Raw genomic sequence first — 15,277 nt, forward strand, 5'->3', positions numbered from 1 at the left:
GTAGTTTGTTTTTATTGCTGCTTTACAAAGAAGAGTGTGTGTCAAAACTAATATGACTACTCCCCAAAGTTACAGATTATAACTAATATTTAAAAGGGCCATATCAAACTTTGTATTGAGTAATGATGCGGCCCTTCTTTAGTTTTTTAGGGTGCTCGAATTTTGACACACTCTCTGGCATCATTTTAGAACTTTCATTTTTTAAGTGTGTTTATGTCTATATCTCTGATTCAATATGCTTTTTACTTCATTACTTATTAAAATGGTTTAAGAGGAAATGATACTAATACAGGGTTATCTTCTTTATTTAAAAAGTTATACAATAGACGATTGGTATCGTTTAGATAGCTGTTGGGATTTTTATGAAGTTCCAGAATTCTGTTAGGTTGAAGAATACGAACCAGACTACCGTCCTGAAGTGCAAAATCTAAATTGAGCGGATTTATAAGAATATCTTCTAAGCCAGGACCAAAAAGAGCATCTTTTAGATTTTGTATATACGAATTGAAATCACATTTGTATTAGGATTACTTTAATGAATAGATTTAGTTTGTTTTGTCATTATTGCTGAGCACTGTGGCATGGGTTTCATGTACTACAGAAGGAACACTTTTGATATATACACAAAAACAGCTTTGGTTGTTTTTGGAACAAATGCTTCGTTGGGGTATAGAGAATCTGTATTATGCCTATATCCTAGTAGAAAAAGGCGAGGAACTCGATAACATATTGATGCAGGAAAGATATTGGTCTTCTATTCTGGCACCGGTCAGATTTGTGCTTCCTCTGAAAACGATCTTTTCCAGAAAATAGTCCTGTAGATAGAGCCGTATCACGTCCGGTTTGCTGAAATCCTCGTCCTTGGGTTTTGTTTTTGAGTAAAAAACAGTACTTTTGCCGAATTAATAAAGAAAAGCAAATGGAAAAAGCCCTTATCTCAATAATAGTTCCTGTATACAATGCTGTGGATTATCTGCATCAATGTCTGCAAGGAATCCAAAGGCAAACATTCAGAAATTTTGAGGTGATATTGGTGGATGATGGAAGCACGGACGGATCTGCGGAAATCTGTGATGCATTCTGCCGTGAAGACAAACGCTTCAGAGTGATTCATAAAAAAAAATGAAGGTGTAAGTGCTTCAAGAAACCGAGGTTTGGATGAGGCTGTCGGAGAGTGGGTTTGTTTTATAGATAGTGACGATAGCATCCTGGAAGATTATCTGGATAATTTTAATCTTTCGGCAATAGGTAGCCGAAATGTGCTTCCCATGCAGGGAATATTCCATCAGCATGTTCATCGGAAGTCCAAATGTTATCCGATTACGTTCCAACAAGAGAAAATCTTTTCGGTACGTTCGTGGCAAGACTTGTTGGCAGAGCAGGTGTTGGAGAATGGATATGTATTTTCGAAGCTATTCCGCAGAGAGATTATTGAACGAAACGGAATACGCTTCAATACGTCATTATCGATTCACGAGGATCATATCTTTGTGTGGAGTTATCTTCAAGAAGTGGAAGAGGTTTATGTTATTCCTAAGGTATCGTATATTTACCTGAAAAAGGATGAGCTTTCTTTGAGCAGCAGGCAGCATTCTTCTGAGGAGTGGATTTATGTATCGCGGCAACTGCAGCAGTGTTTCCATGAATTGCAATGCAGACTGAAGCTGCCCGAAGGAGAAGAACTGAATCACATCCGGCATGAATTCGGTTTGAATCAGCTGATGCGGGCAGCCTACCGCATGAATGTGGCCGATTATCCGGTGTGTGTTGCGGAGCTGTTCCGATGTAAAGAGGATTTGCTCCTGCATTTTGAACCACGTAAATTAAGGCACAGGATTTTTCTCTATTTCTTGGAGAAGGATTATCCGGCAGTGTATTTTTATATTTTCTCTCGCTTGCTGTATTGCTTCCGGGGAAATGTAAAATAGTCGGGAAATAAAATATAAAGAACCGTTTGGGCTTATCATAGTTTGGCCCAAACGGTTCTTTTTGTTGAAATAGCATTTTATTTCTTTGAAGAATTCAGAATGTCTAGATAATAGTCAATATAACCTTGTGCGCATTTCTCCCAATCGAATTTCTGGGCATAGTTGCGGATACGTTGGCCGTTTTCCGGAGACTCAAAATCCGGAGAACTGATCTGTTCGCGTACTACCGTTGCCATCTCTTCCGGTTGAAGGACCGGCCAGTAGTAAGCCAGTTCGCCACCGATTTCCGGAAGACTGGTGCAGGTGGACAGGAAGCAGGGCTTTCCGAACTTCATTGCTTCGATAGGAGGCAGGCCGAATCCCTCGCAGAGAGAGGGGAACACGAACGCCTTGCATCGTTTGTAGAGATAGGCCTTTTCTTCTTCTGAGACATTGTTCAGCGGAAGAATGTTGGTGATGTGTTCTGCCTTGATCTGTTCCAGAAGTTTCTGTCCGTAGGAACTTTTCCAGTTTCCGGCGATGACCAGATTTTCTTCCGGCAGATGTTTCATCATCTCCACCAGCAGATGGATGTTCTTTTTGGGGAGCAGACTGGAAATGTGAAACAGGAAATGTTCCGGCAGACGGGAGGCAAACGCTTCCGAGGCCTGAGCCTTACTGTTCAGATCGGTGACTCCATTGTAGATGACCCGGTCCGGAAAGTGAGCCGGAAAATGAGCATTGGTATCTGTTTTTGCGAATTGCGAAATATAGTTTAAATGACTCACCAGATGAAGCTTGTTCTTGAAACGACGAATACTCCGATCCAATTTCTCTCCTTGCTTCTCATACATGAAATTGATGTCGTGAATGGTCATCAGTACATTTTCTGCCCTGCATATTTTTTTCAGATGGCAATACTGGTGCGGCATGTGGAAGAGATCCACCCGGAACGGATAAGCCATGAGAATGTAACGCAGAGCCTTGGGGACAGCCAGATAGTGTACCTGGTTGCCGAAGCATCCTTTGTATTTCGGGGGAACGATGAAATACAGCTCAATCTGATGCTGTGTTCGCAGTTCCTCGGCATGAGCTGCGATGTGACGTCCCAGTTTCATGCAAAATTCTCCCAGACCAACATAAGGGTTGCGGATGGCGTAGGATTCAATGATAATTCGTTTCATAATGCTCATTCTATATTATCGGGTTGAAAGATCGTCGTAGAGAGTTTGTAAAATGGCTTTGCCTTTCTCCTCTCGTGCCTTGTCTGCTCCAAAGAGTGCTTTCTGGGCATTGTTGTCGTAGACAATACAGCCCGTAGAATCACGGAATATGAATCCGTTGTTGAACGTATTGAAGGCAAACGGATAACGATAGGTGTCTGCCAGCACATCACGGCTGAAGGTAAAGTCCTTGTGTGGAATATCCATCTGTCCCAGAACGGTAGCCGGAAGGTCGGTCTGGCTGACTATCTTGTCAATTTTGGCCGAAGGAGTATTCAGGGCACCGCCGAGCCAGAGCATCGGGATGTGCGGGAATTCTGGAGAGGCAACAGGTTTGTGATTGAAACCGTGGTCGGCTACACAGACAATGAGCAGGTTATCCCATGCCGGTGTTTCCTTGATCTTGTCAATAAAGGCTCCGAAGCAACTGTCTGTATAGGCAAAGGCGTTCAGCTTCTCATCGGCCAGACGATGATAGGGCACATCGAACGGGGTGTGGGAGCTGAGCGTCAGGAAAGTGGTGTACCAGGGACCTTCCTTTTGGGCATCCTTCTTTTGGATATCATTGTAAAGCCATTCGAATGTTTTATGGTCGGGCACACCCCATTTGGTAGAGCGGTCGGCTTGTGGGAAGTCGGTCTGGCTGACCAGCTTGTCGTGACCGGAAGCAATCAGATAATCCGACATGTTGAAGAATGTCACATCACCTCCGTAAAGAGCCTGAGTGCTGTAACCGTATTTTTTCAGAGTTTTGGGAAGTCCCGGCAGTGACTGTACTTTATGAGTATAGCGCATGATACTGGTCGTGGGCTGGGCTAGATAGCCACTGATGGCAGAGACGATACCGCGGTCGGTACGGAAACTGTTGCAATGGCAGTTGGTAAACAGAACGCCTTCCTGGGAGATACGGCTGATATTGGGAGCAACCTCTTTCATACCTCCGAGGCTCTCGATGAATACGGCTCCGAAGCCTTCCAATACGACAACCAGTACGTTAGGTCGCTTGTTTTTCAGAAAATACTGTTGTGGCGTACCTTCAGTAGGGTAGAGATCCTGATAAAGGGCTGCACGTTTTTCCTCCGGGAAAAAGTCGAACATCTTGCTGAAGTCCTGCTGATGAGACCAGGTATAGGCAATGTTGAATACCGGATTAAGCGCCACATGGTTGTGGAAAGATACTTTAGAATAAAAGGCGCGACCGGGAGTATTCGGCCAGATGCGGGTTCCTCGAATCAGCACAAAGACAACGGCTCCGAATACTACCATGAGCAGGGAAGATACCAGACGGCGGTAAGGAGGTTGTGCTGCCTGTGAAAAGCGGCTCTTATGTGCCGGTAGGATAAGCAGAAAGGCCAGCAAGGCACTCAAAACCAACCAGGCCAGTACACGCACGATGATATAGCCGGCGGTGACACTGGCAAAGGCATTCTTCGGGTCATTGAGATACATGAAGACAGTGGCATCCAGCTTGAATTCCCAGAATTCGTAGAGAGAAGCGTCTGCCAAAGTGATGATACCCAGAAGCAGTGACAGAAGAATGTCGTATGTTACAATCCAACGGTAAGGATTGAAACGGGGAAACAGAAACCGAATCCAGATGAGCAGGAAAGGAATGATGGTGAAATAGCCGGCTGTGGCCAGATCCAGTGACATGCCGTGGTAATAGGATTGAACCAAATCGGCAAAATGCAGCTCACTGCCTCCATGATTCCAGTTATAGAAGATAAAGATCGGCTTCTGAATAAACAGAAATATGAGCAGGGTGATCAGATAGTGACAGGTCAGATAGAGAAAATTCTTTTTCATTACTTGGTAATTTCTTTTATTTTACTGATTATTTCTGTGGGTTTGATTTTGCGCATGCAATGGAAATGGGCCAAAGGACATTTGTCTGTTCCGCTGATGGAGCAGGGCTGGCATCGGAGATCTTTGCAGAGTGCATTGTCGGTACTTTGGTTCCAGCCCAAGAAACCGCAGTGCGGACTGGTACCGCCCCAAATGGAGAGAACCGGTGTATGAACCAGCGAAGCCAGATGCATGTTGGCAGAGTCCATACTGATCATGACATGCAGACCGGACATCAGCTGCAATTGTTCCTCAAAAGAGAGTTTGTCGGATACAATATGTACCTGGGGCAGACCGGCTGCCATTTCAGCCATCTGGGCCATTTCCTGTTTGCCATTGCCGAAAAGATAAACCTGATAGTTTTCTTCAGCCAAAAGGCGGACCACTTCGGCCATCTGTTCTAACGGATAAATCTTGGTGAAATAGCGGGCAAAAGGAGCAATGCCAATGGATTTGATATTGGCATCTACTGTTTTGGGGACAACCGGAAGATAACGGTTGGGTGCTTTCAGATCGACCGACAGACCGAGTTGCTGCAAAGCCTGGGCATAGCGGACAAAGAAACTGGTCTGTGCCTGTTTTACCTTATTGTGGCGGCGGGTCAGTGCCTTGCGCTGACTGCGGTTCTTTTGCAGAATAGCTACCGGAATGCCCTTGGTGCGGAAGAGTGCGTCCAGTACATAAGAACGCAAGACTCCGTGAAAATCGGCCACGGCATCAATCTGTTCTTTTCGCAGAATGCGGAAAAGACTGAATAACTGATAGCTTTTACGGTAGAGATCCGGATCGGCCTCTATCATTTGTACGTTGGGCGGGCAGGAAAAGAACAATCCCCGGAAACGTTTGCGGGTGAGTACCTTGATCGTCAGTTCCGGATGCTGTTCTGCCAGCTGATAAATTACGGGAATTGTCATACAAACATCGCCTAAGGCAGACTGACGAATGATGAGCAGATTCTTTATTTGTTTCATTTGACGGGCTGTTTGGTCTGTAAAAAATACTTTTTCAGGACAAGCAGTGAGATTGTATTTTCGAGTGAACTATTCTGAAACTGCTTGATATATTCATGGTTGTGCCGGATGATGGCTTCGGCTTTTTCCGGGTGGGCGGTGTAGTATTCCATCTTTTCAATCAGATCGGAATAGTCTTCTTTGATTTCCACATAATGATATCCCGGAATCAGGGTTCCTTCCATAAACCAGCTTTCAAATTTGGGGCGAGGCATTACGGGAAGGGAATTTGAAGACATGACCCACTTCAGGTTCGTAGCTACGTCGTTACCTTCTATGCAGCAGACGTATTTATAGTTGAGCTGCTCTTCGATAGACATAAAGCCCTTGATCCATTCGGTGTGTCCCTTATGAATCATGTCTTTGTTTATCTGGCCGATGTCACACTTCGGATGTCCGAAGTATTGCTCCATAAAAGCCACCCGGTGTGCCTGATGCACACTGTTACGGAACACGAGCATATCTTTTTTCTCGGCGAATGTCTTCTTGTCGCGGATAAAGACATAATGCCTTTTTTTGTTCAACTTCATGATGACGGAGTTGGTGGGCTGTCCTTCCTTAATCGGACGGCTCTTGACAATGGTCGGCACTTCGGGTTCATGGGTTATATCCCCAAATTCATAACGGAAGCGCAGATCTTTGCGAAAATAAACCAAAGAATGGTAAAGATCAAAGAAATAGGTGGCATATTTCTTTTTTTTACCAAACGGATATTTGAAATCTCCTACTGTAATGCTGTTTTCGGAATTCAGAGGGGTCGGAGTAAAACGGCAATAATAATCGACCCTTTTTTGAATGGCCTCGCTATCGAGCGAGTTGCTGAAATGATGAAACTCTCTGTACCAACGGAATAAGGCTGAAGGCAGAGCATATCGGGCAAACTCGCTGATATAGAAGTTGACACGTCGCAATGCTTTACGGACTTGTGTGTAGTATTTCAGATTCATTGGATTCAGTGTTAGCCTTTTAGCATTCTAGAATAAAAATTTTCCATATTCTCAGCCACGGATTCCGAACTGAATTTCCGGGCTTGCAGTTGTCCTTTCTGAATCATATCCCGGCTTATTTCCGGATGGGAGAGTATCTGGCGGATGGTCTGCGTCAGACTTTCGGAATCGAATGGAGCACAGTAGGCGCAGGCATCTCCTCCGACCTCTTCCAGACAGGAGCCTGTGGCAGTGATTACCGGAATGGCTGAGGCCATTGCTTCGAGTACGGGAATGCCGAAACCTTCGAAGAAGGAGAGATAGATAGCCAGTTGGGCACCCTGATAGAGGATAGGCAGATCGGCATTGGGAACGGAATTCAGAATATGCACTCTGCCGGACATTCCCTTTTCGCTAATCTGTTGTTCCAGTTCGGCCTGAAGCGGTGTCTTTTTGCTGACCAGAACCAGATGCACCTCCGGCAATGCTTCCAGAGCCTTGAGGATGGTTTTATGGTTCTTTCTCTTTTCGATGGTACCAACCGAGATGATGTATTTCTCCGGAATGTTGTATTTCCGGATGGTGTCCTGAATCTCGCTCTGGGTGTGGCGATGATAGAAACGGTCGGCGCATCCCTGATAAATCACCTCAATCTTATCTTCTGCAATGCCGTAATACTTCATGATGTCCTGCTTGGTCTGTTCGCTGATGGCAATGATGCGGTCGGCATGACGGCAGGCATACTTTACTTTTACCTGAAGAATCAGACGGTCTGCCAGACTGAAGGTGTGCGGGTATCTCAGGAAAATGAGATCGTGAACCGTGACTACGGACGGAATGCCACTGCGGTGTATGCCGAAGGGCAGTTCGTTGCTCATTCCGTGATACAGTTGGATGTTTCTCTTTTTCAGTTCGGATACCATTCCGAAGCAGCGCCACCACTCCCGGATTGTGCCTTGAGGTGGGAGGATGAGGTCAATGTTGGGCAGGAACCGGAGATTTCTGCGGGCTTCCTGATTTTTATCTTTTGGAGCGAACAGGCAGAACCGGGTTTTCGGATTCCGACCGGACAGGGCATTAATGATAAACCGGCTATAGTTACCTATGCCGGTTAAATTATTCAATGCTTTCTTTCCGTCGAATCCAATGATACTATTATTGGGAGTGATCATTGGGAATGCTCTTTGATGATTTATTTGTTCTTGAAATATTCTTCTACGCCCATGATGTCTTTGGGAGTGTCTACAGACAAAGACTTGCAGTGGCAGTTGTAGTAATAAATAGGAACATTGTTTTCAATGAAGCGGAAAGAATCGTTCTCTTCGATCTTCTCAATAGGGCCACGTGGAGTGTTGTGATAGAATTCCAGGGCTTTCTTGTTGAAGCAGCCTACTCCTACGAATTTGTGGTATACATAATCCATGTTGCCTTTTGGGTATGGAATCGGACTGCGGGAAATGAACAGACAGCGGCTGTTCTGGTCTGTAACGATTTTCAGATTGGTCGCATCGACTACTTCTACCGGATTGCTGAAATCTGTCATCAGATTGGAAACAAACAGTTCGTCCGGATTATAGTTTTTAGGCAGACACTGGATGATTGCCTCTTCGGTGAGCAGCGGCTCGTCTCCGTTGACCATGACATAAAGGTCGGCGTCTACTTTGGTAGACACTTCATACAGACGCTCGGTAGCTGTGTCGTGGTTGGGAGAAGTCATGATTACAGGAGCCTGGAACTGATCGCAAGCTTCCTTTATGCGGTCGCTGTCGGTAGCCACATAAACTTCATCGAATGCTTTTACTTCCTTGCAGTGTTCATAAACCCACTGAATCATCGGTTTCTGGCAGATCAGTGCCAATGGTTTCTCAAAGAATCGGGAAGAGCCTCCTCTAGCCGGTATTACACAAATAATTTTCATAAGCTCTTTATCATTTAATAAAAACGAATGCGTTGGTTATTTCTTGTTTTTATAGGATAAACTCCAACGGTTGTGTGACCACAACCAATATTCCGGTGCCCGGTTGATCACTTCTTCCAGCATCTCTACATAGCGGCGGGTAATCGGATATTTTTCTCCTTCGTACTGTTCCGGCAGAATCTCCCGGAATGTAAGTTGCACATAGCCTCTTTTGAGAGGTTTCACATCCATGAATACGAAGTGGGCGTTGATCTTGCTTCCGATAAATTCGGCTCCGACGCTAAAATTGGTGTCCTGGTTCAGGAACTGGAAGTGATGGTTTACGTTACTGGTGTTCGGGCGCTGGTCGGCAACAAAGCCTATCAGCATCTGATGCGTTTTCTGAATCTGCAGCAAACTGCGCACGGCCTGCTTTTGTGCAATGCAGACACTGTTGAAGCGGCTGCGGATTTTCAGGAACAGACGGTCAAAGGATGGATTGCGCAGCGGGCGGTATATCTGTCCGCTATAAGGCAGATGATAATGCCGTGTGATGGCCGGTACCCATTCCCAGTTTCCATAGTGTCCCAACAGAAGCATGAACGAACGGCCGTCTTGTGCCAGCCGGTCAATTAAATCTCCGTTGGTAACGATGATTCTCCGGTCTGCTTCCTTATCGGAAAGATGCAGCAGTTTGATGGTCTCTACAATATTGTCACACAAGTGACGATAGTATTTCTTTTCGATATCTTTTCTCCAGGCGTCAGACTTTTCCGGAAAAGAGTTTTGCAGGTTCAGACGCACAACCTTGATTCTGTACTTGATGACGTGGTAGATAATAAGATACAGAAAGTCACTGATGCCGTAGAGCACTCTGAATGGCAGCAGGGCAACGAGTTTGAAGAAACAATAAGTTATCGCATACATCATAATGATTCTTTTTGAGTTTGGAAATCGAGCAGATGCAGAATACCCTGTGTGATGTTCCGGTGCTCGTTCATATATTTCAATGCTGTAGTCTTGACTTGTTCTAATTTCTCAGGGGCTGTATTCTGAAGCTGGAACCAGCGGTTCAGTTCTTCAGGAGTACGGACCTGCCCTCCGATTTGGAGAGATATCAGTTCTTGAGCAACAGCCTTCCGCTCAATGCAGGGACCGAAGGCAACGGGCAGCCCGTAGACAGTAGCCTCAAGCACATTGTGCAGATAAGGAGTAAAACCGCCTCCGACATAGGCCCATGTGCCGTAGCGGTACAGATAGGACAGTTCACCCATATAGTCGATAATCAGAATCTGACAGTCTTTGAACTGTTCCGACGGAGTATTCTTGCACTCGCTGTGGAAACATACCTTTCCGCGAAAAGCCTTTCGGATGGTTTGCAGTGCTTCCGGATAAAGTTCGTGAGGCACTACCACAAATTTGGTTTCCGGATGGTTGTTCGCTAAGGCGGCGGTTAGTTTCAGGTCTTCCTGACAGTCTATGCTTCCGGCGATAAACAATGGATTCTCAGTGGCAAAACCTTCAATCACCTGATTGCGATAAGGAGTCTGGGCAATGAGATGAACATTATCGAAAAGGGGATCACTGGTAACCACGGCACGGTCGTAGCCCGATTGTAGTAATATCTGGCGGGTGCTGTCGTTCAGTGTGAGAATGCGGGTGAAGGAGCGGAGCTGGGAACGGTAGGCATGACCATACCATTTGCTGACTACGGATTTAGGAGTAATCAGTGCTGAAACCAGATAAGTGGGTGTTTGCTCCTTTTCCAAAACCTTCAGATAATTCATCCAAAGTTCCGACACCATAAAGATGGCTTTCTGCGGACGGAGGGCATGCACAAATCGTCTCGCATTTGACGGAGTATCCAAAGGCAGATAATACAGATAGTCAATCAGAGGATGATTGTCTTTTATGGCTTCATAACCAGACGGAGAAAAAAAAGTAAGAACAATCTTATAGGATGTAGTCTCCTTGATGGCTTTAATCAAGGGGCGGGCAATACCGAATTCACCGTAAGAAGAACAGTGAATCCAGATGGTGTTTTCTTTTTTCCCGGCCCATTCCTTTTCGATGGAGGCGATCAGCCCTTTCTGACCATTGAAGAAGAAATAGGTTTTTTGATTTTTTATCCCCTTCCGGGCAATCCATGACAGTAGTGGGAGCATTTGCCGGAACAGCAGGAATGCCAGGTTGTATAGCACCTGAAACCATGAATCATAAAGTCCTGCAATGCTTTGATATAGTGTACTCTTTTTATTCATGTATAAGGCCAGTTGTCGTTTGGTATCTTCTTGATTCTTACTCGTTCGGATGAGGCTTGGCAGCCTTTTTGCCTGAGCCTGCTTGAAGCAGAATTCTTTTCAAGTTGCAAAGTTAGCGAAAAAAACAGAAAAGCCAATCCGGAATGCAAATAGTTTGTATTTCCGGACCGGCTTTAAAAGGTTCAGATGTTTTATTGATTGGCTTCTTTGACCTTGCGGAACAAGTCGGAGGCAAAGATAAAACTGTTCAGTTTTTCATTGGTGGAATGCATGATGTCGTTTTTGGTTCCTTCCCATTCCTTGTATCCTTCACACAGATACACGATGTTGTCTCCAATACCCATCACGGAGTTCATATCGTGGGTATTGATAATGGTTGTCATATTGAATTCCACAGTAATATCATGAATCAGCTCGTCGATGACGATAGAAGTTTTCGGGTCCAAACCTGAGTTGGGTTCGTCGCAAAACAGATATTGAGGATTGAGGGCAATGGCCCGGGCGATAGCGACACGTTTCTGCATACCGCCACTGATTTCTCCCGGATATTTCTTTTGGGCATCGATCAGATTCACACGGTCCAGACAGAAACGGGCCCGCTTAATACGTTCGTTTAGGGTATCGTTGGAGAACATATCCAAGGGAAACATCACGTTTTCCAATACCGTCATGGAATCAAAGAGAGCGGCACTTTGGAAAATCATACCCATTTCCCGTCGGATCTGCATCTTCTCCTTTTTCCCCATAGCCACATAATTTCTTCCGTCATAGAGAATATTACCGCTTGTGGGGAGAAGCAGACCTACAATACATTTCATCAGAACGGTTTTTCCCGATCCGCTTTGACCAATGATCAGATTGGTCTTGCCGTTTTCAAACACGGCATTGATTCCTTTCAGTACATCCTTGTCCTCAAAGGATTTGTATAATGAATTTATTTCGATCATGATTTACGAAAGAAGTTGGGTTAAAAATACATCGGCAAAAAGAATCAGTACACTGCTGCTGACCACAGAATTGGTACTGGCTTTTCCTACTTCTACAGAACCGCCCTCTACTGTGTAGCCATAAAATGCGGAGACGCTGGCGATAATAAAGGCAAAGAAAATGGATTTGATGAATCCCATCCATACGTACCACTCCTTAAACTCATGTTGCAAACCGAGAGTCAGGTCTTCAATGGTGATGACATGGCCGATCACCGAGGTGGCGTATGCTCCGATAAAACCGGCAAAAATACTGAATGCCACCAGAATCGGAATCATGGTCATCATGCCGATAATCTTGGGCATAATCAGGAAATTGGCAGAATTGACTCCCATAATGTCCAAAGCGTCGATCTGCTGGGTGACTCTCATGGTTCCAATCTCCGAGGCGATGTTGGAACCGACTTTACCGGCCAGAATCAGACACATGATGGAAGATGAGAATTCCAGCAACATAATCTCTCGGGTGGTATAACCGGTCACAAAACGTGGCATCCACGGGCTTTGGATATTCAGCTTGATCTGAATACAGATTACAGCACCGATGAAGAACGAAATCAGCAGGACAATTCCGATGGAATCAACTCCCAACTGGTTCATTTCCTTGATATATTGCTTGAAAAACATGCGCCAGCGGTCGGGCTTTCCAAAAGTTTTCCCCATCAGCATAAGATATTTGCCGAAGGTGGATAATGATTTTACAAGTAGCATAGTGATAAAAACTTTATTCTTGACTTACAAAAATAATGAAAATCCTATAAAAAACCGCAATCACACAATCGCTTTTTGATTATTACAAACTTTTTCTATATATTTTCGTATTTTTGCATCCCAAATAGAAAAATATATGGCAGAAGAGTTGGAAACAAAAGATACGGAACATCTGGTTCTGAGAACGGAAGGGTTGGTAAAGACCTATGGTAAGCGAACCGTAGTGAATGATGTGTCCTTTGATGTGAAGCAGGGAGAGATTGTGGGATTGCTGGGACCTAATGGAGCCGGAAAGACCACTTCGTTTTATATGACAACCGGATTGGTAGTGCCTAATGCCGGCCGTATCTTTCTGGGCGATTTGGAAATCACAAAGTTTCCGGTTTATAAAAGAGCGCGTGCCGGAATCGGCTATCTGGCGCAGGAAGCTTCGGTATTCCGCAAGATGACTGTGGAGGATAATATTGCTTCTGTTTTGGAGCTGACCGGAAAGCCGAAAGCTTATCAGAAAGAAAAGCTGGAGAGTTTGCTGTCGGAGTTCCGTCTTCAGAAAGTGCGGAAGAATATGGGAGACCGCTTGTCGGGAGGTGAGCGCCGTCGTACGGAGATTGCCCGTTGTCTGGCCATTGATCCGAAATTCATTATGCTTGATGAACCGTTTGCCGGAGTAGACCCGATTGCGGTGGAGGATATCCAGTATATCGTATGGAAACTGAAGCAGAAAAACATCGGTGTTTTGATTACGGACCACAATGTGGAGGAGACTCTTTGTATTACAGACCGTGCCTATTTGCTTTTTGAAGGACAGATCCTGTTCCAGGGAAAGCCTCAGGAACTGGCCGAAAATGAAGTCGTCCGTGCCAAGTATCTGACGAATAGTTTTGTGCTGCGTCTGAAGGATTTTCAGAAAATTGATGAGGAAAAGAAAGCTGCCGAGTAATGTTTCCGTGGCCTTATTTTCTTTTAATAAGTATGTTTTTTTACTACTTATTTGATTTTTTGAAAGATAAAGAGTATTTTTGCAGACCCATCGCAAAGGGTGTATGTGAATTTTAATAACAATAAATCATAAAAGAAAATTCAAAAATGAATATTTCATTAGAAAACGTAGACAAGGTGAGCGCCGTGCTTACCATTAAGATTGACAAAGCTGATTATGCCAGCAAAGTAGACGCTGCTTTGAAAAACTACCGTAAAAAAGCCAGCATGCCGGGTTTCCGTGTAGGACAGGTTCCTATGGGACTGTTGAAGAAGCGTTTCGGTAAGGAAGTTACTGCAGAGGAAGTAAACAAGTTGCTGGGCGAGTCTCTTTACGGATATATCAAAGATAACAATATCAATATGTTGGGTGAGCCTCTTCCAAACGAAGAGCGTCAGAAGCCGGTTGACTTCGACACTATGGAAGAGTTCGAGTTCGCTTTCGATATCGCATTGGCTCCTGAGTTCAAGGCTGAGTTGACTGCTGATGATACTTTGGACTACTACGACATCGAAGTAAGCGACGATATGATCGAAAAGCAGGTTAAGATGTATGCTCAGCGTGGCGGTAGCTACGAGAAGGTAGATTCTTACCAGGAGAAAGATATGGTTAAGGGTCTGTTGGCTGAGTTGGATGAGAATGGCAATACAAAAGAAGGCGGTATTCAGGTAGAAGGCGCCGTTATGTTGCCAGACTATATGAAGAACGATGAGCAGAAGGCTATCTTCAAGGATTGCAAGGTAAACGATGTTCTGGTGTTCAATCCTTTCAAGGCTTATGAAGGTCACGATGTAGAAATCTCTTCTCTGTTGAAGATTTCTAAGGAAGAGGCTGCTGAGATGAAGTCTGACTTCAGCTTCCAGGTTCAGGAAATCACTCGTTTCAAAGAGGCTGAACTGACTCAGGAGTTCTTCAACCAGATTCTGGGCGAAGGTGTTGTGAGCAACGAGGAGGAATTCCGTGCACACATCAAGAAGACTCTGGAAGAGCAGTTGGTATCTGACAGCAACTACAAGCTGATGTTGGATGTACGTAACTTCCTGACTGAGAAGGTTGGCAAGCTGGAGTTCCCGGATGCTATCCTGAAGCGCGTTATGAAGTTGAACAACGCGGACAAGGGTGAGGACTTCGTAGAGAAGAACTACGACCAGAGCATCGAAGAGTTGCAGTGGCACCTGATCAAGGAGCAGCTGGTTAAGAACTTTGGCATCAAGGTTGAGCAGGATGATCTGTTGAACGCTGCCAAGGATATGACTAAGATGCAGTTCGCTCAGTATGGCATGATGAATATTCCGGAAGATATTCTGGAGAACTATGCTAAGGAAATGCTGAAGAAGAAAGAGCAGATCGACGGTCTGGTGAACAGAAGCATCGAGGTTAAGCTGGCTGAGGCTATCAAGGGCTTGGTTAAGCTGAACCACAAGACTGTAAGCGTTGAGGATTTCAACAAAATGTTCTCTGAGTAATTCAGTAATTTATTATTAAAATCTTTCAGTAAAAGATAGGCTTCTGAGCTTATTTTCGTATCTTTG

At 44.9% G+C, this 15,277-nt stretch carries 12 protein-coding genes and 1 pseudogene; 3 read left to right on the forward strand and 10 right to left on the reverse strand.

From position 1 onward, the window contains the following. Positions 1 to 919: 919 nt before the first annotated feature. Positions 920 to 1,928: pseudogene (locus DXA74_RS00190) on the forward strand (glycosyltransferase family 2 protein). 77 nt (positions 1,929 to 2,005) lie between these two features. Here DXA74_RS00190 and DXA74_RS00195 read toward each other — a convergent pair. From DXA74_RS00195 to DXA74_RS00240, 10 genes are all read right to left on the reverse strand, one after another. After that, entirely contained in the window at positions 2,006 to 3,091 is a 1,086-nt protein-coding gene (locus tag DXA74_RS00195) for a glycosyltransferase family 1 protein (RefSeq protein WP_158575994.1), read from the reverse strand. A 15-nt stretch (positions 3,092 to 3,106) separates the two neighbouring features. Continuing rightward, positions 3,107 to 4,936 carry an LTA synthase family protein gene (locus DXA74_RS00200; protein ID WP_118524820.1) on the reverse strand — a complete coding sequence of 610 codons (1,830 nt, stop codon included), beginning with the start codon at positions 4,934 to 4,936 and terminating at the stop codon, positions 3,107 to 3,109. Beyond that, a complete protein-coding gene (locus DXA74_RS00205; RefSeq protein ID WP_118524821.1) occupies positions 4,936 to 5,946 on the reverse strand; it encodes a glycosyltransferase family 9 protein in 1,011 nt (336 codons plus the stop codon). Before DXA74_RS00205 ends, DXA74_RS00200 begins: the two co-directional genes overlap by 1 nt. Next, a complete protein-coding gene (locus DXA74_RS00210) occupies positions 5,943 to 6,932 on the reverse strand; it encodes a glycosyl transferase family 90 (protein ID WP_118524822.1) in 990 nt (329 codons plus the stop codon). The genes DXA74_RS00205 and DXA74_RS00210 overlap by 4 nt, the downstream gene beginning before the upstream one ends. An 11-nt stretch (positions 6,933 to 6,943) precedes the next feature. Next, positions 6,944 to 8,083 carry a glycosyltransferase family 1 protein gene (locus DXA74_RS00215; protein ID WP_118524823.1) on the reverse strand — a complete coding sequence of 380 codons (1,140 nt, stop codon included), beginning with the start codon at positions 8,081 to 8,083 and terminating at the stop codon, positions 6,944 to 6,946. 20 nt (positions 8,084 to 8,103) lie between these two features. After that, positions 8,104 to 8,829, reverse strand: a complete 726-nt coding sequence (locus DXA74_RS00220; RefSeq protein ID WP_118524824.1) for a 3-deoxy-manno-octulosonate cytidylyltransferase — start codon at positions 8,827 to 8,829, stop codon at positions 8,104 to 8,106. 36 nt (positions 8,830 to 8,865) lie between these two features. Then, positions 8,866 to 9,738, reverse strand: a complete 873-nt coding sequence (locus DXA74_RS00225; RefSeq protein WP_118524825.1) for a lysophospholipid acyltransferase family protein — start codon at positions 9,736 to 9,738, stop codon at positions 8,866 to 8,868. Further along, positions 9,735 to 11,069, reverse strand: coding sequence for a 3-deoxy-D-manno-octulosonic acid transferase (locus DXA74_RS00230; protein WP_118524826.1), 1,335 nt, complete (start codon positions 11,067 to 11,069; stop codon positions 9,735 to 9,737). Before DXA74_RS00230 ends, DXA74_RS00225 begins: the two co-directional genes overlap by 4 nt. 191 nt (positions 11,070 to 11,260) lie before the next feature. After that, positions 11,261 to 12,016, reverse strand: a complete 756-nt coding sequence (locus DXA74_RS00235; protein WP_118524827.1) for an ABC transporter ATP-binding protein — start codon at positions 12,014 to 12,016, stop codon at positions 11,261 to 11,263. A gap of 3 nt (positions 12,017 to 12,019) precedes the next feature. Next, positions 12,020 to 12,766: an ABC transporter permease gene (locus DXA74_RS00240; protein ID WP_118524828.1), complete on the reverse strand. Its 747-nt coding sequence runs from the start codon at positions 12,764 to 12,766 to the stop codon at positions 12,020 to 12,022. Positions 12,767 to 12,902: 136 nt separating this feature from the next. Here DXA74_RS00240 and lptB point away from each other — a divergent pair, with 136 nt between their 5' ends. Next, on the forward strand, positions 12,903 to 13,706 hold the full coding sequence (lptB, locus tag DXA74_RS00245) for an LPS export ABC transporter ATP-binding protein (RefSeq protein WP_118524829.1): 804 nt from the start codon (positions 12,903 to 12,905) through the stop codon (positions 13,704 to 13,706). A 146-nt stretch (positions 13,707 to 13,852) separates the two neighbouring features. Beyond that, positions 13,853 to 15,211 (forward strand): trigger factor, encoded by a 1,359-nt coding sequence (gene tig, locus DXA74_RS00250; RefSeq protein ID WP_118524830.1) that lies wholly within the window; start codon positions 13,853 to 13,855, stop codon positions 15,209 to 15,211. Positions 15,212 to 15,277 lie beyond the last annotated feature (66 nt).

Source organism: Bacteroides sp. OF04-15BH (genome assembly GCF_003477995.1).
In the GTDB taxonomy this organism is placed as follows: Bacteria; Bacteroidota; Bacteroidia; order Bacteroidales; family Bacteroidaceae; genus Paraprevotella.